This is a genomic window from Streptomyces sp. NBC_00328 (assembly GCF_036139655.1).
Taxonomy (GTDB): Bacteria; Actinomycetota; Actinomycetes; order Streptomycetales; family Streptomycetaceae; genus Streptomyces.
In genome coordinates, this window is sequence record NZ_CP108013.1 from 9,529,524 (window position 1) to 9,551,047 (window position 21,524).

The 21,524-nt window shown below is 70.8% G+C and carries 19 protein-coding genes and 2 pseudogenes; 18 read left to right on the forward strand and 3 right to left on the reverse strand.

The window, feature by feature from the left end:
• The first annotated feature begins 299 nt into the window (after positions 1 to 299).
• The 13 genes from OG485_RS41970 (at position 300) to OG485_RS42030 (ending at position 16,324) form a co-directional block, all read left to right on the forward strand.
• On the forward strand, positions 300 to 881 hold the full coding sequence (locus OG485_RS41970) for an RNA polymerase sigma factor (RefSeq protein WP_328674100.1): 582 nt from the start codon (positions 300 to 302) through the stop codon (positions 879 to 881).
• Entirely contained in the window at positions 878 to 1,876 is a 999-nt protein-coding gene (locus OG485_RS41975; RefSeq protein ID WP_328674101.1) for a hypothetical protein, read from the forward strand. Before OG485_RS41970 ends, OG485_RS41975 begins: the two co-directional genes overlap by 4 nt.
• 488 nt (positions 1,877 to 2,364) lie before the next feature.
• Positions 2,365 to 2,529, forward strand: coding sequence for a hypothetical protein (locus OG485_RS41980; protein ID WP_328674102.1), 165 nt, complete (start codon positions 2,365 to 2,367; stop codon positions 2,527 to 2,529).
• Between the two features lie 11 nt (positions 2,530 to 2,540).
• On the forward strand, positions 2,541 to 3,905 hold the full coding sequence (locus OG485_RS41985; RefSeq protein ID WP_328674103.1) for a hypothetical protein: 1,365 nt from the start codon (positions 2,541 to 2,543) through the stop codon (positions 3,903 to 3,905).
• 122 nt (positions 3,906 to 4,027) lie between these two features.
• Positions 4,028 to 4,345, forward strand: coding sequence for a hypothetical protein (locus tag OG485_RS41990; protein ID WP_328674104.1), 318 nt, complete (start codon positions 4,028 to 4,030; stop codon positions 4,343 to 4,345).
• 146 nt (positions 4,346 to 4,491) lie between these two features.
• Entirely contained in the window at positions 4,492 to 7,389 is a 2,898-nt protein-coding gene (locus OG485_RS41995) for a helix-turn-helix transcriptional regulator (protein WP_328674105.1), read from the forward strand.
• 114 nt (positions 7,390 to 7,503) lie between these two features.
• Positions 7,504 to 10,623 carry an AAA family ATPase gene (locus OG485_RS42000; RefSeq protein WP_328674106.1) on the forward strand — a complete coding sequence of 1,040 codons (3,120 nt, stop codon included), beginning with the start codon at positions 7,504 to 7,506 and terminating at the stop codon, positions 10,621 to 10,623.
• A gap of 167 nt (positions 10,624 to 10,790) precedes the next feature.
• A complete protein-coding gene (locus tag OG485_RS42005; RefSeq protein ID WP_328674107.1) occupies positions 10,791 to 11,888 on the forward strand; it encodes an MBL fold metallo-hydrolase in 1,098 nt (365 codons plus the stop codon).
• 229 nt (positions 11,889 to 12,117) lie between these two features.
• Positions 12,118 to 12,921, forward strand: coding sequence for an alpha/beta hydrolase (locus OG485_RS42010; protein WP_328674108.1), 804 nt, complete (start codon positions 12,118 to 12,120; stop codon positions 12,919 to 12,921).
• A 108-nt stretch (positions 12,922 to 13,029) separates the two neighbouring features.
• Positions 13,030 to 13,818, forward strand: coding sequence for an SDR family NAD(P)-dependent oxidoreductase (locus tag OG485_RS42015; RefSeq protein ID WP_328674109.1), 789 nt, complete (start codon positions 13,030 to 13,032; stop codon positions 13,816 to 13,818).
• Positions 13,819 to 13,883: 65 nt separating this feature from the next.
• Complete coding sequence (locus tag OG485_RS42020) at positions 13,884 to 14,888, forward strand: alpha/beta fold hydrolase (RefSeq protein WP_328674110.1); 1,005 nt, start codon at positions 13,884 to 13,886, stop codon at positions 14,886 to 14,888.
• Complete coding sequence (locus tag OG485_RS42025) at positions 14,885 to 15,364, forward strand: cupin domain-containing protein (protein WP_328674111.1); 480 nt, start codon at positions 14,885 to 14,887, stop codon at positions 15,362 to 15,364. Before OG485_RS42020 ends, OG485_RS42025 begins: the two co-directional genes overlap by 4 nt.
• An 87-nt stretch (positions 15,365 to 15,451) precedes the next feature.
• Positions 15,452 to 16,324 carry an alpha/beta fold hydrolase gene (locus OG485_RS42030; protein WP_328674112.1) on the forward strand — a complete coding sequence of 291 codons (873 nt, stop codon included), beginning with the start codon at positions 15,452 to 15,454 and terminating at the stop codon, positions 16,322 to 16,324.
• 25 nt (positions 16,325 to 16,349) lie between these two features.
• Here the strand turns inward: OG485_RS42030 and OG485_RS42035 are convergent, their stop codons facing one another.
• Together OG485_RS42035 and OG485_RS42040 are read right to left on the reverse strand one after the other, a co-directional pair.
• The gene (locus OG485_RS42035; protein ID WP_328674113.1) at positions 16,350 to 16,745 is read right to left on the reverse strand and encodes a hypothetical protein; all 396 of its coding nucleotides are present in this window, start codon (positions 16,743 to 16,745) and stop codon (positions 16,350 to 16,352) included.
• Positions 16,746 to 16,923: 178 nt separating this feature from the next.
• The gene (locus OG485_RS42040) at positions 16,924 to 17,811 is read right to left on the reverse strand and encodes an SMI1/KNR4 family protein (RefSeq protein WP_328674114.1); all 888 of its coding nucleotides are present in this window, start codon (positions 17,809 to 17,811) and stop codon (positions 16,924 to 16,926) included.
• 307 nt (positions 17,812 to 18,118) lie between these two features.
• Between OG485_RS42040 and OG485_RS42045 the strand changes: the two genes are divergently transcribed.
• From OG485_RS42045 to OG485_RS42060, 4 genes are all read left to right on the forward strand, one after another.
• Complete coding sequence (locus OG485_RS42045) at positions 18,119 to 18,553, forward strand: SRPBCC domain-containing protein (protein ID WP_328674115.1); 435 nt, start codon at positions 18,119 to 18,121, stop codon at positions 18,551 to 18,553.
• A complete protein-coding gene (locus tag OG485_RS42050; protein WP_328674116.1) occupies positions 18,550 to 18,894 on the forward strand; it encodes an ArsR/SmtB family transcription factor in 345 nt (114 codons plus the stop codon). The genes OG485_RS42045 and OG485_RS42050 overlap by 4 nt, the downstream gene beginning before the upstream one ends.
• A gap of 123 nt (positions 18,895 to 19,017) precedes the next feature.
• Complete coding sequence (locus OG485_RS42055) at positions 19,018 to 19,830, forward strand: SDR family NAD(P)-dependent oxidoreductase (protein ID WP_326790556.1); 813 nt, start codon at positions 19,018 to 19,020, stop codon at positions 19,828 to 19,830.
• Positions 19,831 to 19,837: 7 nt separating this feature from the next.
• Complete coding sequence (locus tag OG485_RS42060) at positions 19,838 to 20,599, forward strand: isocitrate lyase/PEP mutase family protein (protein WP_328674117.1); 762 nt, start codon at positions 19,838 to 19,840, stop codon at positions 20,597 to 20,599.
• 76 nt (positions 20,600 to 20,675) lie between these two features.
• On the opposite strand, the pseudogene OG485_RS42065 reads toward OG485_RS42060, so the two are convergent.
• Positions 20,676 to 20,951: pseudogene (locus tag OG485_RS42065) on the reverse strand (pyridoxal-phosphate dependent enzyme); the annotation flags it as partial.
• Here OG485_RS42065 and OG485_RS42070 point away from each other — a divergent pair.
• Positions 20,945 to 21,472 (forward strand): annotated as a pseudogene (locus tag OG485_RS42070) (IS701 family transposase); the annotation flags it as partial. The pseudogenes OG485_RS42065 and OG485_RS42070 sit on opposite strands and share 7 nt — an antisense overlap.
• Positions 21,473 to 21,524: the final 52 nt, after the last annotated feature.

Genomic DNA, 21,524 nt, shown 5'->3' on the forward strand with positions numbered 1-21,524 from the left:
AACTGGCCCAGAAATCAGCACTGTTGTGGTGCACGCGGCAGAACCGGGTGCTCGTTGGCAAAGGGAAGAGTGCGGCATGGAGCCTGTGATAGTGGGAGCGGTGGTAACCGTGGCAGTCAGTGTCGTCAAGGGCATAGTGGGGATCGCTCAGGGGAGGGTGAAGGCGTCCGTGGAGAGGACGCTCATCGCGGAGGCCGCGCACACTGACCGGCTTCGCTGCCTGACCTCATCGGCCGCTCTGGCTTCCCACCCCGCTCACCGCTGTTCCGGCGCGGTTCCACACGGCTGTGCCGGGGGTGATGACCGTGGAGGACGCCCTCAGCACTGACCTCCATCTGGCCGAGCCCCTCGAGAGGACTGCGGACCCGCAACCAGGCATCCATCTCGCCGGCGTACTGCATGACGAGCAGTACCCGGCACTCGTCCGCTTCTTGCTCCTGCACGGGGCGTCCTGGACCGAAGCCCAGGACGCAGCCCAGGATGCCTTCACCCAGATGTGCGCCCCCGGCGTCTCCATCAGCTACCCCCGTGCCTGGCTGCGTACCGTCGCCTGGCGGTCCTGGGTGAGCCAGCAGGTGAAACTTGAAGAAACCTGCGCGGATCTGCCGGAACCGCAGACGAGCCTGCGTTGGGACACCCCGACCCACGCCGCCGAACTCGGAGAAGAACAACGCCGAGTGATCTCCTTACTGCTGCAGTTGCCGGCCAAGCAGCGCGCCGCGATGGCCTGGCACCTGGACGGCTTCACCACGGCGGAGAGTGCGCGCGCCATGGGCACCACGCAGGCAGCCGTCCGCCAAAACCTTGCGCGCGCTCGAGCGGCCCTGAAGCAGGGCCTGCACCTGGAAGGACGTTTCGTCAACGAGAGGGGGAAGGCATGACCGGCAACGAGTCCCGCGGTACTGACGGGGCCGACCGTCGCCACACCGACGACCTCGAAGCCTTGCTGACAGCAGTCCACGACGATCTCGGCGTCGCCGTGAACGACCGTCTCAATGCTCTCGGGGGGCCGCCCGAACTGCGCTCTCCGGATCTCGTCTTGGACCGCCTCCTGGCAGCGACGCACCGCACTCTGGGGACCAGCGTCAACCGCCGCCTCTCCAGGGACGTCTGCGACGCCCTGGCCCAGCGCAACACCGCGCTCCAAGCCCATCTGACCGAGCGGGGAGCCTTGTCGCACCGCCCCGCCGCCATTCGCGTCAAGCACCGTGAGGAAGCGTTGCGGCTGGTGCGCCTCTACTGGCCTCGTGACCTGGCCGAGGCCATGCGGGCCGCAGTCCGCATCGTCCAGGACTTGTGTGACCTTCTGAGTGACACCGCACAACCGATGGGCCACGTGGACACCGTGCTGGACAACCTGCGGGGCCATCTCGAAGGCATCTCTCAACTGCCGGAGTCGAACCGGCGCCTGCAGTTTCCTGACCGCCCGGACTACCTCGGCGCTGTGGAGGAAACACTTGCCAGCCCTGCCGAACGGCTCAGCGGTGAACTCCACAGCATCCGGGAACTGTTGGACGAAGAACTCGCCCCAACCATCGAGGCGCTTGAAACCGCTGGCCGCTCATACCTGTTCGGGGTCAACGCAATCGCCCAGGACCTGATGGACGATCTGGCACGCGGCTGCGAAGAGGCGACTGCTCTGGCGAAGGCTGTCGCCGAAGTTGAGCAGGCCAGCAACGACTTCGTCGGCGCGGATCTCACGAACGCCCAGCTGGAAGGGCTGCTGCTGGACGGAATCCTCTGGGACGACACGACCTGCTGGCCGCCGGAATGGGAGATGCGTGTGCGCCACGCGTCACTGCTCTGCGATGAAGAGGAAGGGATCCGCGTTGTTGCCGCGGAAGGGTCTGACACCATCGTTCACGCCGAGGCGTAGCAAGCCTCACCCAGCGGGTGTGAAGGGTCCCACATGAGGCCATGGCGCAGTGCCCTGCGGAGGGCTGGTGCAGGACATTGTGGGGGAGCAGCTGGACGACGACCGTGCCTGGGACCGTCCGTTCTGCGCCGGCCACCGTATCTCTTGGGGTGTGGAAGCGGGCGTACAAACAGGAAACCCGGTCCCTGCCAGAGCGTTACAGGGACCGGGCTACGTCTGATTGGCTGTTCTCTATCCGGCCGTGTGATCGGCAGGGTTCGAACAGGGCCCTGATTCGGGTGAGTTGTTCTGTGTGCGGGCATGGAAGAAGGGCCTCTTGGTAGCTCGCGGATGTCGAGTCCAGCGAGAAGCAAGAGGCCCTGTTGTCGAAGTGTCGCGTGGGCGCGGTTGCCGAGTCCAGTTCGTCCACTCGTGGGTGTGACTGTCTCGCCCACAGGTTCGCTAACGCGGCCGACCGGCCGGATCGTCGGCCCCGGTACGGCTCGGACATGAGCGATACCGAGTGGGCTCTGGTGAAGGATCTGCTGCCGGTGCCGGTGCCGGTGCCGGGCTGGCGGGCCGGGTCGACGGACCAGGACCGCATCCGGCACCTGATCGTCGCTCCCGCCACAGTACGCCGCCCGCCTCGCGGGCTCTCCTCGGCGGGCTGGTGATGTGATTCGGAATGGGGGACGGAAGCGTGGGCGAGACGGAATTCGACGGTCGGCTGAGGTCGGCGGTTCGGGCGGGGGACGCTGAGGCGGTGCGGGATCTGTTGGACAGGGGCGCGGATCCGGACGCGGTCGACGTGGGCGAACTGCCGGTGCTGTGCGGGGCCGTGGCGGCTAGCGACGCGCCGGTGGCCGAGGCGTTGATGGAGGGCGGTGCGGATGCTGACCGGGTGTTGCCAGACGGGACCACGCCGCTGTGGCGCGCCGTCGACAGTGGCTCTCCGGCGGTTTTCTCGGCGGTGCTGGGCAAGGAGCCCCGGCTGCGACTTTCGGAAGCCGCCCGTGAACGGCTGCTCGCCTTGGCCCGGGACTGGTACGAGACGGGCGCGGTCGAGGAACTGCGGCGCAGGACGGGCGCGCCGGGTCCGGCCACGACGGTCCGCGTTCAGGACGGCGAGTACGACTGGGTCGATCTGGTCTCACTCGGCGGCCTGAACGTACGAGCTGGCCACGGGGCCATCCTGACGTCGCTGGAGTGGGCCTTCCGCATCCTGACCCCCGTCGACGAACTGATCGCCCGTGCTGTCGGCCGGCATGACGAGGACCATGTGAACTGGTCGACGGTCTGCTGGATCCTCACCCAGCGCCGCAGCCTTGAGACCTGGTCGGCCGTGGTGGCCCATCGTCACGACCGTGACCCGGCGCATCGCCGGTTCGTGGTGGATTACCTTCGGATGCGGGGGTTGCTCGACACCAGCCCCTACTACGAGAAGAAGGAGAGCGAACTCCTGGCCGCATGGGCGGCCGAGGAAACGGACGGCGAGATGCTCGCGAAGGTGCTCGACGCCTTCACCGGCCGCGACCATCCGGGCCAGGAAGCCATCGGCCTGCGCTACTGCGACCATCCCGACCCGCGCGTACGCCGCGAAGTGCCCTACGCCCTCTCTGCGGACGACGTTCCCCGCACCCCGGCGGCCAGGGCCGCCCTGCTCACCCTCATGCGCGACCCGGACGCCGAGGTGCGGCTCAGGGCGTGTACGGCGAGCATGCGAGACGACGACCTCCTCTCGGAGATCACCCGAGCGCTGCTCCTGCTGACCGAGGAGCCGGATGCCGATTCACGGGGTGCGGCCGTGGCGGCACTGGCCGGCTCCCGGGACCGTACGTCCGCAGTCGCCGACGTCCTGGCCGGGCTGCTCGGCGAGGACAGCCAACTCGTGCGTCTGGAAGCCGCCTACGGTCTCGCCCTGCGCGACGACCCGCGCACTGCCGAGGCGATCGAGCGGGTGGGGCCTCTCGGTGACGGATTCGAGCACGACCACCGGGCCGACGAGCTCTGGCGGTGGAGGTGGCGGAAGGAGAACTCGGCTGCCGAGTGACGGCCGGTCAGCGCGAGCACCGGCCTTTACCGGTAGAGCCATTGCCGACGAGAAGGATCACCGACTCATCAGGAGCCCCGCCCGCCTGAACCGCCAGGAACCCGACGAGGTTGGATGGCTCCATGGCGAGGCGAAAGCGGGAGACGAAGAGACGACCGCCCTTCGGTATGCCGAAGGGCATCGTCCTGCTCGCGACGCCGGAAGGCCGGCGTCACAGTGTCCTCACCCTGGAAGGCGGGATGCTCTGCGGGCGCCTCGCCGACGTTCCGGTCAACGCCGGCCCAGCCAAGGCACGGGCCGCCGCGGTGGCCGTGGTGGTGGGACTCGCACACGACTTCCACGAAGTACGCGTCGACGTGACCTGGGATCCGCCCCGGGAACCCGGGTCCTGGACCGCCCAGGTCACCGTTGCCGTGACCCCGCCAAACGCCGGTGGTTGAACAGCAAGCTCAGCTCTGGACGAGCACGCGTCCGACCGGTGGGATCACTCCTCAACTCCCCGCCCCGACAATGGCGTCGACGATAAGATGATCTCGCTCGCACCTGCGGCGCACGCACCGATCCGACCTCTCTGGGAGACCAAGGCATGAGCGTGGCCGGCAGTGCGTCCGACGCGAGCGCGAACGATGAACGTGAGGTTTTCGTCGGGCGGCGGTCCGAGTCCGAGCGGCTCGCGGCGTGTGTGGACAAGGTGCGCGGCGGTGAGGCGTGGCTGGCGGTCGTCGAGGGTGAGGCGGGGATCGGCAAGAGCGCTCTGATACGCCGGGTGGTCTCCTCGCTGGAGGACTTCACGGTGCTGTGGGCGGTGGGCGATCCCTCGGAGACCGATCTGCCCGGTGGTGTGCTGAGCCAGCTGGCGAGGCGGGTGGACAGGGATCTGGCGGCCCGGTTCCCGCTGCTGGCGCGGCCGGACGCGGCGGGGGTGTCGCCCCACGCCCTGGGCGGGCAGTTGTTGCTGCTGCTGGGTGCGCTGCAGGAGTCCGGGGGCGGGGTCGCGGTCGTCGTCGACGACGCGCACTGGGCCGATCCGCTGTCCTCGCAGGTGCTGGGATTCGTGGTGCGCCGGCTCTGGGCCGACCGGGTGCTGGTGCTGATGGCGACCCGTACGGACAGCGAGCAGAGCGTGGAGGCGCTGGAACGGCTGGTGCGGTCCGTCGACCGGGCGGCGCGGGTCGAGGTCGGCGGACTCGGACAGGACGAGGTCGACCAGTTGGCCCGGCGCCTGTTGGCGGTGCGTGTGACACCGGAGCTGGTGACACGGCTGCACGGCTACACGAAGGGCCATCCCCTCTACGTCCGCACGGTCCTGGCGGAGGTACCGCTTCAGGTGCTGGGCGACGAGTCGGTACGGCGGTGGCCGGTCCACCAGTCGCTGCGGGCGGGGATCGGGGCCGCACTGGGGCGCCTTCCCGCCGATTCGGTGGCCCTGGTGGAGGCGCTGGCGGTGCTGGACGGCAAGTTCCCCCTGGTGGGTGTGGCGCGGGTGGCCGGGGTGGACGACGCCGTGCGGGCGCTCGAACCGGCGCTGGCGGCGGGTCTGGTGCGGTGGTGGCCGGCGGATTCCGTGGGGCCGGTGGCCTTGGTGCACGGGTTGCAGCGGGACGCGGTCTACGCGGGGATCGGTCCCGAGCGACGGCGCGCGCTGCACACCGCCGCGGCCGAGGTGGTGGGTTCGGGGGCGGCCTGGGCTCATCGTGTGGCCGCGGCCACGTCCGATGACCCTGCTCTGGCGGCCGACCTGGAGCGTTCGGCGAACGCCGAGGCCCTCGCCGGCCGCAACGCCCTGGCCGCCACCCGGTTGCTGTGGGCATCGTCGTTGTCCGACGACCGCCTGGAACGGGAGCGGCGTCTGCTCACGGCCTGTGCGCAGTGGCTGCTGACCTTGCAGCCGTGGGCCGCCGTGCGGTTGAGGACGCAGGTGGAGGAGTGCGCGGAGGGAACGCTGCGCAGTTGTGTGCTGGGGGTCATGGACCTCCTGGAGGGCCGGCTGGCCGTGGCCGAGGCTCGGTTGACCGAGGCCTGGCAGGAGGCGCTCGCCGATCCGGACGCGAGCTGGGTGGCGCTCCTGGCCGGTACGTTTCTGACCGTCATCACGATCCGGCAGTGCCGGGGCGCGCGGACGGCCGACATCGCGGGCAAGACGCTGGCGATCGGTGACCTCGACGCGGGCACGTCCGATTTCATCCGCGCGGTGCTGGCCACGGGCCGGATGTGGGACCAGGGGCCCGGTGCGGCGCTGCTGGACCTGGCGCACCTTCCCGTCGAGGCCGCCGAGGCGTCGAACGACCAGCTCGCGACGCTGGCCACCCGTGGTGTCATGCACCTGTTCCTGGGCCGGCTGGCCGCGGCGCGGGCCGATCTGGTCACCGTGGCGCACCGCGACCGGCTGGGCGCGGGGTCCAAGCTCAGCCATCTGTCGTCGTCGCTGCTGGCGGTGGTGGAGTACCTCGCGGGTGACTGGAGTGCCAGTGAGAGCGCGGCGGACCGGGCGCTCGCGATCGCCGCGGCCCACGACCACGTCCTCGGCGACGCGGCCACGTGGTTCGCGGCCGTGTGCGTACAGGCGGGGCGCGGGCACTGGGAGGCGGCCCAGGAGTCCGTCGAGGCCCTGGAGCGGATCAACCGGATGCTGGGAGATCCACCGGCGGAGCGTGTGTACGCCGGACTGGCGGGGGCGGTGCTGGCGCAGGCCCGGGGTGACCACGCCGCCATGGTGAGGTCGTTGGCTCCGCTGGTCGAGCCGGTGACCGGAGCCGAGGCCGGGGCCGAGAGTGATCGGGTACGCCTGCGGTTCAAGCCCCTGTGGTTGTGGCAGCAGTCCCTGCTGGTCGAAGCGCTCACCGGGACGGGACGGTTGGCGGCCGCCGCCTGGGCCCTCGACGACTTCTGGCGCGGTTACGACGGCAGTGGATATCTGCGGGTCGTGGGAGCCCGGCTCAGCGGCCAACTCGCTGAAGCCCAGGGGCGGCCGCGTGAGGCGCTGGCGATCTACGCCCAGGCTCTGGGCGGGAAGACGGACGGCACCGAGGGACCCGACGCCGCCGGGAGCCCCGTCGAGACCGGCGGGGCCGGTGACGCCGGCGAGGACGCCCCGCTGTTCCGCGCGATGCTGGAACACGGTTACGGCAGGCTCCTGGTGGCGACCAGGACCGGCTCCCGGCGGGAGGCCGCACGGTGGTTCAAGTCGGCCCACGACCGATTCGACGCCCTGCGGGCAGAACCGTTCCTGCGGCGCTGCGAGACGGACCTCGCCGCCATGGGACTCACCGCTCCCGCCCACGCCCGGCAGCACGTACTCGCTCTGACCGAGCGGGAGTTGTCGGTCGCCCACCTCATCGCCGGCGGAAAGACGAACCAGGAGGCCGCGACGGAGCTCTACGTCACCCACAAGACCGTCGAGTACCACTTGTCGAACATCTACGCCAAGCTCGGCATCACCTCACGCCGCCACCTCGCACAGGCGCTCCGGACCCCGCAGCCCTGACGGCATCGCAGCGGCGGAGGCAGCGGCACGTCGGCGGCGTCTCGGCGGCACGTCGGGGTCACACTAGGGTCGGCCCCCAGGGTCCCGGGGCCCCCGGGGTGGTCTGCTGGGGGAATGACTGGACGCTCCCGGGCCGGAGCCCGCACCCGCCGGGTTCCGCTCACCGGTCGACACGAGGAACTGCGGGTCCTGTCCGACCTGGTCGCGGGCGTGCGTGACGGTATGAGCGCGGCGCTCGTCGTCGTCGGCGAGGCCGGTATCGGCAAGACCACGCTGCTGGACCACCTCGCTGAGACCTCGAACGACCTGCGGGTCGTACGCACCGCCGGGACGGAGTCCGAGGCGCGGCTCGGATTCGCGGGCCTGCACCGTCTGCTGCGGCCCTTCCTGGACGGTCTGGAGTCGCTGCCGGCTCCCCAGCACGAGGCGCTGGCCTCCGCGTTCGGGATGCTGGCCGCGCCTCGGGCCGATCGCTACCTGGTGGGTATGGCCGCCCTGACGCTGCTGGCCGACGCCGCCTCGGCACGGCCGCTGCTGTGCTTGGTCGACGACGTGCAGTGGCTGGACCGCGAGTCCCGCGACGCGCTGGCGTTCGTGGCCCGGCGGCTGGGCGCGGAGGCTCTGGGCCTGGTGGTCGCGGGCCGCGAGGAACCTGGCGGACCAGGCGCGTTCGAGGGGCTGGAGACTCTGACGGTCGGCGGACTGGCCGGCGCCCAGGCGCACGAGCTGCTCGGGCACAGCGTGGAGGGGCGGGTGGACGCGGCGGTGGCCGCGCGCATCGTGGCCGACGCCGGCGGCAACCCCCTGGCACTGATGGAGAGCGCCCAGGCGCTGAGCCCCGCGCACCTGGCCGGGACGGCCCCGCTGCTCGAACCGCTGCCGGTGGGAGCCCGGCTGGAGAACCACTTCGGACGTCTGGTGCGGGGCCTGCCTCCGGAGACCCGGACCTTCCTGGTACTGCTGTCGGCCGCGCCGCCCGAGGACGCGCTGCTGCTGTGGCGGGCGGCGGCGGAACTGGGCGTCTTCGCGCAGGCCGCGGACGCGGCGGTATCCGCGGGCGTGCTCACCGGCGGGCGGCTGCTGGAGTTCCGGCACCCGCTGATCCGCTCGGCCGTCTACCGCAGCGCCCCGGCCGGTGAGCGCAGGCGCGTCCACGCCGCGCTCGCCGCTGTCAGCGATGCACTGCGCAACCCCGAGCGGCGGGCCTGGCACCGCGCCGAGGCGACTGTCGGGCTCGACGACGAGGTGGCCGACGAACTGGTCGCGGCGGCGGAACTGGCCCGCGGGCGCGGCGGCTATGCCGAACGGGCCGCCCTCCTGGCCCGAGCGGCACAGCTCTCCCAGGCCAACCGGGCGGTGCGGCTCGTCGAGGCCGCTCGAGCCCATCTCGTGATGGGCGATCCCGCTACCGCCCAGTCCCTCCTCGCGCAGGCCCAGCCGCTCCTGGCCGGCGGCGACACCGTCCTGCGGGCCCGTGCCCTGCTCACCCAGGCCACCACCGACATCTACTTCGGGCGGCTCGCGGGCCTGGGATCGCCGCTGCTGGCCGCGGCCGGCGTGGTCGCGGACACGGACCGCGCTCTGGCCCGGTCCATCCTGCTGGAAGGACTCCTGGCCGTGCTGTGCGGTGTACACGACGCGACGACCCGCGAGGAACTCGGCGTGACGATCCTGACCTCACCCGCCCTGAGCCCGCTGGCCCCGAGCCCGTCGGCGCTGCCTGCTCCGGTCGTGGTCCCGACCCCACCGGCCGTGGCCACGAACCTGCCGGCCGCGACCCCGCCAACTCTGGCACCGCCCGCCCTGTTCGCGCAGACCGTGACCCCACGTGCCCTGGTACCGGCGGCTCCGGCGCCGGCGGCCCTGGCACCAGCGGTCGTCGCCCCGTCGGCCGAGGCCTCGGCCGTGACCACGCTGACCGTGGCCTCACCGTTCGCCGCCCCGCGAGCCGCCGCCCCGCCAGTTGCCGCCCCGCCGGCCGTCACCACGGCGGTCGTGCCCGCGGCACCTGAGCCGGCCGCCCTCCCCAGCAGCGCCGACCTCCTCCTCGAAGGCTTCGCCCTGCGGATGCACGGCGGCTACCAGGCCGCCCTGCCTCTCCTCCAGGCCGCACTCGCCGCCCTGGAACGCGACACCGACGTGGTCGGACACGGCCTACGCGCGGCGACCCTGGCCCTCTACGCCGCCGAGGAGGTCTGGGACGAGACCGGCGGCGCGGAGGCAGCCCGGCTCGTGGAGGCACACGAGCGCGCCATCGGCGCGCTGGGAGCACTGCGCTCCACCCTGCTGGTCCGGTCCACCTGGGAACTCCGGGCCGGCCGGTTCGCCACCGCCACCGCGTGCCTGGACGAGGCACAGGACCTCGCCGCCGTCATCGGCCAGCCCTCCCCCGGCCTGGCCTACCGTGTGGAGCTCCTGGCCTGGAGCGGCCAGGAATCGGCGGCCCGCACGGCCGCGGACCTCCTCGTACGCGACTTCGCCAGCCGGCACGCGCACGGCGGTCTGGCCGACTGGGCCCGGAACAGCCTGACCGTCCTCGAACTCAGCCTGGGGCACTACGTCCAGGCCGCCGCCCACGCGCGCGTCACCTTCGACGCCGACAACCCCGGAGGCGCCCCCCGCGCCCTGCCCGATCTCATCGAGGCCTCCACCCGCTCTGGCGACCGGCCCACGGCCCGACAGGCCCTCACCCGCCTCGAGGAACGCGCCCTGCCGGCCGGCACGCCCTGGGCCCTGGGACTCCTGGAACGCTGCCGGGCCCTGGTCTCGGCCGACCACGACCGGACCGAACGCCACTTCGCCCAGTCCCTGACCCTCCTCGACCGCACCCAGGTACGCACCGAACTGGCCCGCACCCACCTCCTCTACGGTGAATGGCTCCGCAGGCGCAAACGCCGCACCGACGCCCGGACCCAACTCGGCCACGCGTACCGGATGTTCACCGACATGGGGGCAGCCGCCTTCGCCGAGCGGGCCCGGACCGAGCTCCTCGCCACCGGCGCGCACCCCCGCAAGCGGGCCGGCCGCTCCCCGCACGACCTCACCGAGCACGACCTCACTCCGCAGGAACGGCGCATCGCCACCCTCGCCGCGCACGGAAGCACCAACACCGAGATCGCGACCCGGCTCTTCATCACGCAGTCGACCGTCGAGTACCACCTCAACAAGATCTTCCGGAAACTCGACATCACCTCCCGGCGACAGCTCAACTCCTTGCTGACCAGCGAGAACTGAGCCTGTCGCCCGCCACTGGCGGATGGCACCCCAGTCCGGTCGGGGGCCGGGCGCGCGCGCCAGGACTGGGGGTTCTCCCCGATACGAACCAGGAAACGCGGGTGATGTCCTGCGGTCGCCGCACCCGCCGCCGACGACTCCGCCGGCCCCCTGGAAGGCCCCGACCCATGACACCGGAATCCCGCCCCACCACGACCGCGAACCGCCGCGCGTTCCTCAGGACCGCGACGGCCGCGCTGGCGGTCCCCACCGCGGCCGTCCTCGTCGGCGAGGCACTGCCGGGCACGGCACACGCCGCCACCTCCACCGCTTCGACGGATCTCCCCGACTTCGCCCCGGTCCCCACCGCCGCGACCGGTCCCGCGCTCAACGAGCAGGGCTACTTCGTCGGCCGTATCAAGGGCAACCTGTACTGGGTGACCGACGCCTACTACCAGGCGATGTTCCTGAGCACCCGCGAAGGGGTGGTGCTCGTCGACGCGCCGCCGACCATCGGGAACAACCTGCTGCGCGCCATCGCCGAGGTCACCCGGGCCAACGGCCGGCCGCCGAAGGTCACCCACCTGGTGTACACCCACACCCACGCCGACCACATCGGCGCCGCCCACCTCTTCGGCAAGCACGTCGTGCGCATCGCGCACAGCGAGACCCGCCGGCTACTCCGGCTGGAGGCCGACCCCAACCGGCCGCTCCCGACCGTGACCTTCGACGACCACTTCGACCTGCGCGTCGGCGGGGAACGCCTGGAGCTCGCCCACCACGGCCCCAACCACTCCCCGGACAACATCTTCGTCTACGCGCCCGACCACGCGACGCTGATGGTGGTGGACGTCCTCTATCCCGGCTGGGTGCCGTTCAAGAACCTGGCCGTCTCGCAGGACATCCCCGCCTGGGTGAAGGCCCAGGACACGGCGATGAGCTACCCCTGGACGACCCTGGTCGGCGGACACCTCGGCCGGCTCGGGGTGCGCGCCGACGGCGACGTGCAGAAGCGGTACATCGCCGACCTCACCGACAGCGTGAAGGCCGCGATGTCCCTGGACCCGACGCCGTTCTTCCAGAAGTACGGCCCGTCCGGGAACTCCTGGGCGATCTTCAAGACCTACCTGGACGCCGTCGCTCAGCAGGCGGCCGGTCCGGTGATCGCCAAGTACACCGGCGTCCTCGCCGCGGCCGACGTCTTCACCCTCGACAACGCGGCCACCATGCTCGAATCGCTGCGGATCGACGCCGGGCTCCTGGGCCCCTTCGGCACCCGTCCGTAGCCGCAGCTCCCGGGGGACGGGGGTGGGGGTGGGAACAGACGCGTCACCCCGGCCCCACTCCGGAGTCCACCCCCGATTCCGGCACGGACGCACTGGGGTCTTTCCCCGGTACGAACGCCTTCGCCCCCGTGGTGTGCTGGCCCGGCGCCGGACACCTGGCCGTACCGGCCGCACCGCCGTATCGATCACATCGCTGTACCCACCGCACCGACCGAACCGAGAGGTCGTCATGACGCCACCGACCCCCGTCCCCGTCATCTTCATCCACGGCCTGTGGCTGCACGCCAGCTCGTGGGCCCCCTGGCTCGACCTGTTCCAGCGGGAGGGTTACGCCCCGGTCGCACCGGGCTGGCCCGGCGACCCCGGCACCGTCGAGGAGGCCCGTGCCAACCCCGAGAGCATCGCCGACCACGGAATCGACGAGGTGGTGAACCACTACGCGGCGATCATCCGGGAGCTGCCGGCCCAGCCCATCGTGATCGGGCACTCGTTCGGCGGCATGATCGCGCAGAAGCTCCTCGGGCAGAACCTGGCGGCCGCCGCCGTCGCGATCGACGCCGCCCAGATCAAGGGAGTGCTCCCGCTGCCGCTGTCCGCGCTGCGCGCGACGCTGCCGGTGTTCAAGAACCCTGGCAACAAGCACCGCGCGGTCTCCCTCACGGCCGACCAGTTCCGCTTCGCGTTCGGCAACGCCGTGTCCGAGGAGGAATCGGTAGAGCTGTTCGAGCGATGGGCGATCCCCGCCCCGGGCAAGCCCCTGTTCGAGGCCGCCGCCGCCAACTTCAACCCGCACTCGCCGGCCAAGGTCGACACCGCCAACGGCTCGCGCGGACCGCTGCTGCTGATGACCGGCGGCAAGGACCACACGGTGCCGGAGGCCGTCGTCCGGGCCACCCTCAAGCAGTACCGGCACTCCGACGCCGTCACCGACATCACCGACTTCCCCGACCGCGGACACTCGCTGACGATCGACGGCGGCTGGCGCGAGGTCGCCGACACCGCACTGGACTGGCTGCGGCGGCACTCCCTCTGAACGGCGCTTCCGTTGAACGGCAACTCCGTTGAACGAAGCCTCCGTTGAACGGCGCTTCCTCCGAACCGCACTCCACCGACAGCACCGGCACCGTCGAAGGGCCCTGGCATGGATCTGTACCTGACCGGCAGGACCGCGGTCGTCACCGGCGCGAGCCGCGGCATCGGACTCGCCGTGGCCGGGGCACTTCTGCGTGAGGGTGCCCGGGTCGTGACCGGTTCGCGGGAGATCACCCCCGAGCTGCGGGCGCTGGCCGCCGAAGGCGACGTCCTCACGGTCGCGGTGGACCTGACCGCGCCCGAAGGACCGGCCGAGCTGGTCGCCGCCGCGACCTTCGCCTACGGCGGCCTGGACATTCTCGTGAACAACGTGGGTGCCGTCCGGCCCCGCACCGACGGCTTCCTCGCGGTGACCGACGACGACTGGGCCGCGACGCTGTCCGTCAACCTCCTGGCCCCCGTACGCACCACCCGGGCCGCGCTTCCCCACCTGCTGGAGCGCGGAGCGGGGAGCATCGTGACGGTCAGCTCCGTCAACGCGTTCCTGCCCGACCCGCTCGTGATCGACTACAGCGCGTCGAAAGCCGCACTGTCGAACTTCTGCAAGTCCCTGTCCAAGCAGGTGGGCCCGCGGGGCGTCCGCGTCAACACCGTGAGCCCCGGCCCCGTCACCACCGGTCTGTGGCTGGCGCGCGACGGGGTCGCCGCGACGGTCGCCGCCGCCACCGGCGGCTCCGCCGACGCCGTGGCCGAGCGGGCCGCCGCCGACGCCGCCACCGGCCGGTTCACCCGCCCCGACGAGGTCGCCGACCTCGTCGTGTTCCTCGCCGGCGACCGGGCCGCGAACATCACCGGCTCCGACTTCGTCGTCGACGGCGGTCTCGTCAGCACCCTGTAACCCCAGCCCCAGCCGCAAGCACTCTCATCGCCACAGCCACGCCTTCCCCTTGAACTGGAGCACCTGTGAAGCACCGTCATGCCTTCTTCCGGCCACGCGTCCTGGCACCGCTCGCGATCGCCGCGGCGTTCGGCCTCGGCACCGCCACCCTCTCCGCCGCCACCGTCTCCGCCGCGACCCCGCACACCAAGACCGCGACCCCGTCCGCCGCCCCCCTGGTACCGGCCGGGTTCACCGAGCACAAGGCCGCCGGCCTCGACTACGTGATCGGCGGCCACGGTCCGACCCTCGTCCTGCTCCACGGCTACCCGGAGACCTGGTACGAGTGGCGCGCCCTCCTGCCGGAGCTCTCCCAGCACTACACCGTCATCGCGCCCAGCCTGCCCGGCGCCGGCAAGAGCGACGCCCCGGCCGACGGCTACGACAAGAAGTCGATGGCCGCAGCCGTCCACACACTGCTCCGCAGGATCGGGCGCGCCGACGACATCCGGCTGGTCGGCCACGACATCGGTTCGATGGTCGCCTACTCCTACGCCGCCGCGCACCCCCGCGACGTGAAGAAGCTCGTCCTCAGCGAGGCCCCGATCCCGGACGCGAGCCTCTACGAGTTCCCGTCCCTGACCGCCGCCGGCCCGGCCGCCTGGAACTTCGGCTTCTTCTCCCTCGCCAACGGCCTTCCCGAAAAGGTCGTGGCCGGCCGCGAAGAGCAGTGGGTGGGCGGGTTCGTCGACAGCCTCGAAGTCCGCAAGGGCTCCGTCACCGACGACGACACAGCCGTGTTCGCCGAGGCCCTGAAGGACCCGGCCCACCTGTCGGCGAGCTTCAAGTGGTTCCGGACCTTCCCTCAGGACGTCGAGGACAACGCCGTCAACCGGCGGACGAAGCTGACCATGCCGGTCCTGGCGATCGGCGCCTCGGGCAGCCTCGGCGAGGCCGTACCCGACCAGGTCCGCCGGTACGCGAAGAAGGTCACCGGTGTCGTCGTCCCCGACTCCGGCCACTGGATCTACGAGGAGCACCCCGTGAAGATGACCGCACTCCTGCTCTCCTTCCTCGGGCGCACGTCGTGATCGCGCCCTTTCCCGACAACACCTTCGCCGGAGCAGGCAGCGAACCCTTCTGGTTCCTCGGCGGCCGGGCCCGGATCCTGGTCCCCGGCAGCAGGACCGGCGGAGCCCTCAGCGTCATGGAGTTCTTCGACACCGCCGGCCACGCGCCCCCGCGCCACATCCACGCGGACGAGGACGAGGTCTGGATCGTCCTCGACGGAGAGGTCTCGTTCTTCGTCGGCGACCAGCGGCACGAACTCGAGCCCGGCCAGATCGCGTTCGGACCGCGCGGGGTGCCCCACAGCTACCTGGTCCGCTCGGAGACCGCACGTCTCGCCGTGGCCTTCACACCGTCACGGGTCGAGGAGTGGTTCAGCGCGAACGGCACTCCCGCCACCCGCCTCGACGACGTGGCCCCCGCCTTCGACATCGGGAACATCCTCGCCTCCGCGGAGTCCTTCCGCGTGAGCGTCGCGGGCCCGCCGCCGACCGCCTGACCGCCGTCCACCCCTGCGACGTGCGATCCCGTACGCCGCGCACTGCCGCAGCCCTGCCGGCGGCCCTACCAAGAGAAGGACTCCGCCATGCCCGGAACCCCGTCAGTCCCGCCGCACGGAAACCGCTGGTTCCACCGGCGCGTGGCCATCCCGGCCGCCCTGGCCGTCACCGTCCTCACCGTGTCGGCCGTCTCCCCGGCCTCCTCGGCACCGGCTCCGTCGGCGGTGGCCGCGCAGGCCCGGCACGCCCCCAAGCCCACCGTCGTCCTGGTCCACGGCGCCTTCGCCGACTCCTCCGGCTGGAGCGGGGTCGTCGCCCGGCTCCGGCACGACGGCTATCCGGTCATCGCCGCGGCCAATCCGCTGCGGGGCCTGGACTCCGACGCGGCCTATGTCAGCAGCCTCCTCGAATCCGTCCCCGGGCCGGTGGTCCTGGTCGGCCACTCGTACGGCGGTGAGGTGATCACCAACGCCGCGGTGGGGCACGCCAACGTCAAGGCCCTGGTGTACATCGCGGCCTTCGCTCCCGACCAGGGCGAGAGCGGTCTGGCGCTGGTCGGTCTCAACCCCGGAAGCCAGCTCGGCGAGGCGCTCGTCGTCCGGCCCTACGCGGTCGCCGGCGGCGGCGGCGCGGACGGATACGTCGACCCGGCGAAGTTCCGCACCGTCATGGCGGCCGACCTGCGAGGATCCGACGCCGAGCTGCTGGCCGCCCAGCAGCGCCCGGTGGACCTGGCCGCCCTCCAGGCGCCGAGCGGCGTGCCGGCCTGGAAGACGATCCCGTCCTGGTACCTGGTCGCCGGGGCCGACCGGGCGATCCCGGCCGCGACCGAGAAGTTCATGGCCCGGAGGGCCGGCGCTCACACCGTCGTGGTCGACGGCGCGTCCCACCTGGTCATGCTTTCCCACCCCGGCCGGGTCGAGAACCTGATAGTCCAGGCCGCCAAGGCGACCGACTGACCGTCGAGTTCGGATGAGGCTGACCTCAGGGGAGTTCGACGGTCTCGATCCCGGGGTGGACCTTGTGCGGTTCGGCCGGGTGGGCGGTGAGCACCGGCCGGCCGGGGCGGCGGAGGGCGAGGTGGGCGGCGTGGGCGGTGGCGAGGTCGACGCCGGCCATGGTCGCCAGTTCCAAGACCGCCGGCGCGGTGGGGCGGTCCAGGTCGTGGAAGTCGAAGACGGGTGCGGCGAGGGCGTCGTCGGCCTGCCCGCGCCGGCGGGGCGAGATGTCACCGCCGACCAGGCCGGCGGCCAGCGCTGTGGTCGGGACCAGGAGGATCTGGATCCGCTCGACCGAGACGACCACGCGGGCGACCATGGCCGGCCGGCCCTGTACGAGCTGCCGGATCGCTCCGGCGTCGAGGACGTACCCGCCGATCACGCAGCCGCGCCCGCCGCGCCACGGCCCCGCTGATCGGTCCGTGGGGCCCAGGCCGGGGCCTCCTGCCAGGCCTGGGGTCCTCCTGTTCGGCGGCCCCGGCCCAGCCGTCGATGACGCGCGATCGTCACGAGGGCGGAACCGAGATCGTCCTCTGTCCCTCACGGGCTCGGCTCGACCGCTACTCCTCGTCCTCGTCCGTGGCCGCGTCCCAGGACGGCAGGGTCGTTCCGGTCGCCGTCGTTATCCGAAGCACCTCACATCCCATGAGCCGAACAGCGGCGACGAGACGCCGGCGAACCTGTTTGCCGTCCTCGGGTGGGAAGTTGATTCGGATCTGGTGAGGCCGGGACGCGTCGTAGGTCAGCAGCCAGTCGGCATCGACCATCGCGAAGTGGTCTTGTCTCGCCTCGTCGTGCTCGGAGCGCCACGAGCCCCGGTCCGTGGTGGGAGCCAGCGTCTCGCGCAGGATCCGTAGCCGATCGGGGTGGGACAAGGGGCCTTCGGACAGCCGCAGGCACCGGTGGGTGCGGGTACGGAAGGCGTTGAACCACGGCGCCAGGTTCGGCTCCATGCTTCCGAGTAAGCCGGAGCTCACGCGTCCGCCGGCCCAGCTCTCGAGAAACTCGGCCGCGCCCATCCGATGGGTCTCGTACCAGCCCTCGCTGCTCCACACCACCACAGGCCACTGCTCCGGAACCCCGTCGGTGAGCCAGCAGAGTCGGTCGGCGTCCATGGTGGTGCCCCAGATCAGCAGCCCACCCGGAGCGGGGTGCAGTGGATACGGGTAGCGCTCAGGGTCCCCTTCCGGAGATCCCGTGGGGCGGGGAATCTGCCACTGGATACCGTTGTGCTTGTTGGTTCCGAACGGAGTCCGGAGGTAGAGGAAATCGCAGAACTCGCCCCAGCCGTAGGCTTCGACAAGTCGCTTGTAGTCTTTCGGCAGCCGGGTACCGATCACGGTCTCGACGGTGATCCAGTCCCCGTGTGCGTCCACGGGCGCGGCCGGCGGCGGCACGAGCCGGACCAACCGGTCGCAGTTCGCCGCGCTGGGCTTCGCATTGGCCATGGCGGGAGCATAGGCATCCCCCGGCGATGAGATCGAAGAGATTTCAGGCTGGTGGTGGAGCGTTCGTCCGGATCCGTTCGCGGCAGTCCGTCCGGAGTGGTGAGGGAGAGCGAACGGGCGTGTTCTGACCTTGCGGCTCATCGCGCTGCGCCGCTGCACGTCGAACTCCGCCGTCGCCTGGTCAGCGCTCTATTACGCCGACCTCGCGGTCCTTGCGCAACGCAAGGTTGCGTATCCCTAGTGCGAGGGCTAGGGTGATACGCAACCGATGGTTGCTTATTGGAGGTATGTGGTGGAGTTCGGAAAATTGGAACGCGAGATCCAGATCGATGCCGCACCGGAGATCGTGTTCGATGTCGTGAGTCGTCCCGAGCACATCAAGATGTGGTGGTCCGACGACGCGTCGTTCGATCCCGCGCCGGGCGCGGTCGGCGAACTGGTCTGGGGCGACCGCGCCGCGGTGGAGCGGATCGTCGTCGTCGACGTGGATCCGCCGCGCAAGTTCGCCTTCCGCTGGGTCGCCGAAGACGGGCAACTGCCCGCTGCCGACAACTCCCTCCTGGTCACCATCGAGCTCGAGCCCTCCGGTGACGGCACGATTCTGCGCCTCACCGAGAGCGGCTGGCGAGAGAAGGGGTGGGAAGCCGCCGTGCTCGAGGAAGCCTTCCACGACCACGAGCGCGGTTGGGACATGTTCCTGCCCAAGCTGCAGGGCTACGCCCCTTCCGTGGAGGCGCAATGACCGCCGCCGTCGACGACGAACTCTGGTCGGCGATAGGCGACCCGATCAGGCGCCGCCTGCTCGACCTGTTGCTCGCGGAAGGAGTCGGTACGCCGACCAGTCTGAGCGATCGTCTCCCGATCACGCGCCAAGCGGTCACCAAGCACCTGGCCGTCCTCGATCGCGCCGGCCTCGTGCACGCGACACCGATGGGCCGCGAGCGGCGCTACAACGTCGACGAGGCGCAGCTCGCCCGTGCGGTCCGCCAACTGAATGAGGTCGGCAGGGCGTGGGATGCGCGATTGAACCGCATCAAGCGCATCGCGGAACAGATCCAGCGACAGAAGCACGACCGAGACTGACCGTCCGGCCCCCCCCGGAAGAGAGTTCTGGCCCACCCCTTCGATCAAGGTCGGCGCCCCTGGCTGCGTCGCGCGCAATGAACCCATCATCTGTGAATGAACCCGTCACCTTTGGAGGACACAATGAGTGGATTGCTGCTTGCTGACAAGAACGCTGTGATCTACGGAGGCGGGGGCGCGATCGGCGGCGCAATCGCACGGGTATTCGCCCGGGAAGGTGCAAGGGTCTTCATCGCCGGGCGGACACAGGAGAAGCTCGACGCCGTGGCGCGCGACATCGCCGCCACCGGCGGGAAGGTCGAGACCGCGCAAGTCGACGTCTTCGACCAACAGGCCGTCGAAAAGCACGCCGAAGACGTCGCGGCGACGGCCGGCAGCATCGACGTCGCACTCAGCGCCGTGAGTGTCATGCACGACCAGGGGACCTCGCTGGCGGATCTCTCGCTCGAGGAGTTCATGCGGCCCATCGACGGCTTCCTGCAGACGCTGTTCATCACAAGCAAGGCTGTGGCGCGCCACATGGGCCGCGAGCGTCCTGGCGTCATCCTGACGTTGTCCGAGCCGGGTTCCAAACTGGCTGTGGGCGGCATCCTGGGACACAGCGTGAGCGCGGCGGGCAAGGAGGCCTTCTCGCGGGTTCTGGCCGCGGAGCTGGCACCCGACAACATCCGGGTGGTCTGCATCCGTCCACACGCTGTCGTCGATGCACCGGCAGCGGGTTCGTACACCAAGGACCTCTTCCAGCAGATGGCGGCAGCGGGCGGGCAGTCGGTCCAGGAGATGCTCGAAGGCGGGGGGATGGTGCAAGGGACGCTTCTGAAGAGGCTTCCTACGCTGTCGGAAATCGCAGAGACAGCCGCGTTCCTGGCGTCGGATCGAGCGGGAGCCATGACCGGCACCGTCGCCAATCTCTCCGCCGGCGCGCTGGTCGACTGAGCCCGTCATGTCCGATCAAGCCGACAAGGCCAGGCTGCTCAGGTCCCTGCACATCCCGGGCGCTCCGCTGGTACTGCCGAACGCCTGGGACGTGGGCAGCGCCCGCGCCGTCGTCAAGGCGGGGTTCCCGGTGGTCGCGACCGCCAGCAACGCGATCGCCGCCGCTCTGGGCTACGACGACGGTGAGGGCGCTCCGAGGGAGGAGATGATGTTCGTCGCCCGACGCATCGCAGCCTCCGTCGACGTGCCGGTCACCGTCGACGCCGAGGCCGGCTACGGGATGGCGCCGGAGGAACTGGTCGAGCTGCTGCAGGGGATCGGAGTCGCCGGCTGCAACATCGAGGACAGTGATCATGCCGGCGGAGGCCTGATCGACGTCGATGTCCGCGCCGCCTACATCGCCCGGATGCGCGCGGCCGCCGACCGTATCGGAGTGCCGCTCGTCATCAACGCCCGGATCGACTCCTTCTTCCCCACCTCACCTCTGGCCGAGAACCGAAAGCGTGCCGATGCGATCAGCAGGGCCGAGGCGTACTGGTCGGCCGGCGCTGATTGTGTGTTCCCTCCCGGAGCCGGTCCGGACGACCTCCGGGCCATCGTCGCGGAGGTCGGCGCACCGGTGAACGCCGGCTTTCCGCTCGAGCGCGGGTCGCTGGAGGAACTCGGTGCCATCGGCGTGGCCCGGGTCTCCGTCGGGCCCCAGCTGTACCGCAGCGCACTCGATCACCTGCACACCGACCTCCAGCCCCTCCTCGAGACACGAAAGTAGGACCACTCGACCGTCGCAGGCCGGTGCAGGTCACCACCCCTGCGGATGCCGGTGGCCGTGTGCCTCGGAGCGATGGTCAGGATCTGTGGACGGACATCCCACCGACCCAGCGTCGATAGGTGTCCACATCGACATTGCTTCCGCGGACGATGGTGACTACACGGCGACCGGCGAACCGGTCACGGTCTTCGAGGATCGCCGCGACGCCCGGTGCCGCCGAGGGTTCGACCACGAGGCCGGCGTGGTCGAACAGCAACCTCATGCCGGCGATGATCGAAGCCTCCTTGACCAGGACGGCGTCGTCAGCGACCTGGAGGAGGTCGTCCAGGACGGCCGGGATGGGGTGTCTTCCACGTCATGGCCACCACCCGGCACGACACCGTCGTCACCCGCTGGGCACTCGACCACCCCGTCCACGACCTGTTTCCCGGCCTGCCCCGGCAGAAGTGGAAGCGCCGTTCCTGCGGCGAGGGAGCACATGGCCGGCGGATCTACGACTGGACCCGCGTCGAAGTCCGCCCATGGCACCGCGAAGACCGCCGGCACTGGGTGATTGCCCGCCGCAGCGTCAGCCGGCCCGAGGAGATCTCCTACTACATCGCCTACTGCCCCGCCGACACCACCCTGGACCAGCTGATCCGCATCGCCGGCAGCCGCTGGGCGGTCGAGGAATGCTTCCAGACCGCGAAGCAGGAGTGCGGCCTGGACGACTACCAGGTCCGCCGCTACCCCGGCTGGCACTGCCATATGACCCTCGCGATGGCCGCCCACGCCTGCCTCACCGTTCTGCGGGCCCGCCAGCTGGACACGGAGAAAGCAGAAACGGATCCTCCCAGCTCATCCACCTCAGCCTCGCCGAGATCCGACGGCTGATCACCCGCCTCACCGACCGCCGCCCCACCCCCATCGACCACATCCTGCACTG